This is a genomic window from Nonomuraea sp. 10N515B, from assembly GCF_052245915.1.
GTDB lineage: Bacteria > Actinomycetota > Actinomycetes > Streptosporangiales > Streptosporangiaceae > Nonomuraea.
Window position 1 is genome coordinate 1 of the sequence record NZ_JBQQBQ010000212.1, and the last position, 962, is coordinate 962.

At 70.4% G+C, this 962-nt stretch carries 1 protein-coding gene; it reads right to left on the bottom strand.

The window, feature by feature from the left end; all coding sequences use genetic code 11:
• A partial coding sequence (menC, locus tag ACTWQA_RS59095; RefSeq protein ID WP_443167516.1) for an o-succinylbenzoate synthase occupies positions 1–962 on the bottom strand: 962 nt, incomplete at both ends.

Below are 962 nucleotides of genomic sequence, written 5' to 3' on the forward strand. Positions count from 1 at the left end.
GATGCCGAGGTGTCGCCGGGGAGGGTGAAGCCGGGGAGTGCGGCCAGTGCCACGTTGGCGGCCCGGCCGAGGCCGGTTTCGAGCATGCCGCCGCACCACACGGCGATTCCGTTGGCCCGGCACAGGTCGTGGATGCGCCGGGCTTCCAGGTAGCCGCCGATGCGGCCGGGTTTGATGTTGACGATGGAGCAGGAGCCGAGCGCGATCGCGGCGGCGGCGTGCTCGGCTGATTCGATCGACTCGTCCAGGCAGATCGGGGTGTTGAGCCGCTGTGCCAGCTTGGCGTGCTGGATGAGGTCGTCGTTGGCCAGGGGTTGTTCGATGAGCAGCAGGTCGAAGGCGTCCAGCCGGGCCAGGCGGGGGGCGTCGGCGAGCGTGTAGGCGGCGTTGGCGTCCACCTGGAGCAGCACGTCGTCGCCGAACCGCTCGCGTACGGCCTGGACCGGTTCGAGGTCCCAGCCGGGTTCGATTTTCAGCTTGATCCGGACGTAGCCCTCGTCGAGGTAGCCCGCGACGGCGTCGAGCAACTGCGGGATGGAGTCCATGATGCCGACCGACACCCCGCACGGCACCCGGGTGTGGGCCGCGCCGAGGAAGCGGGCGAACGACTCGCCCGCCGCGCGCAGCTGCGCGTCCAGCACGGCCGTCTCGAGCGCGGCCTTGGCCATGCGGTGGCCCTTGATCGGTTCGAGGGCGTGGCCGACGTCGTGGACGTTCAGGTTCTTGGGCAGGGCGGGTAGCAGGAAGCGGCGGATCACCTCGGCGGCGCCGTCGGCGTATTCGGGGGAGTAGAGCGGCTCGGACATGGCCACGCACTCGCCCCATCCTTCGGCGTCCGGCGTCACGACCCTGACCAGCAGGACGTCGCGGGCGGTCTCGGTGCCGAACGAGGTGCGGAACGGCGCCACCAGCGGCATCGCGATCCGCCGCAGCTCAACCCCGGTGATCTTCACACTCTCTCC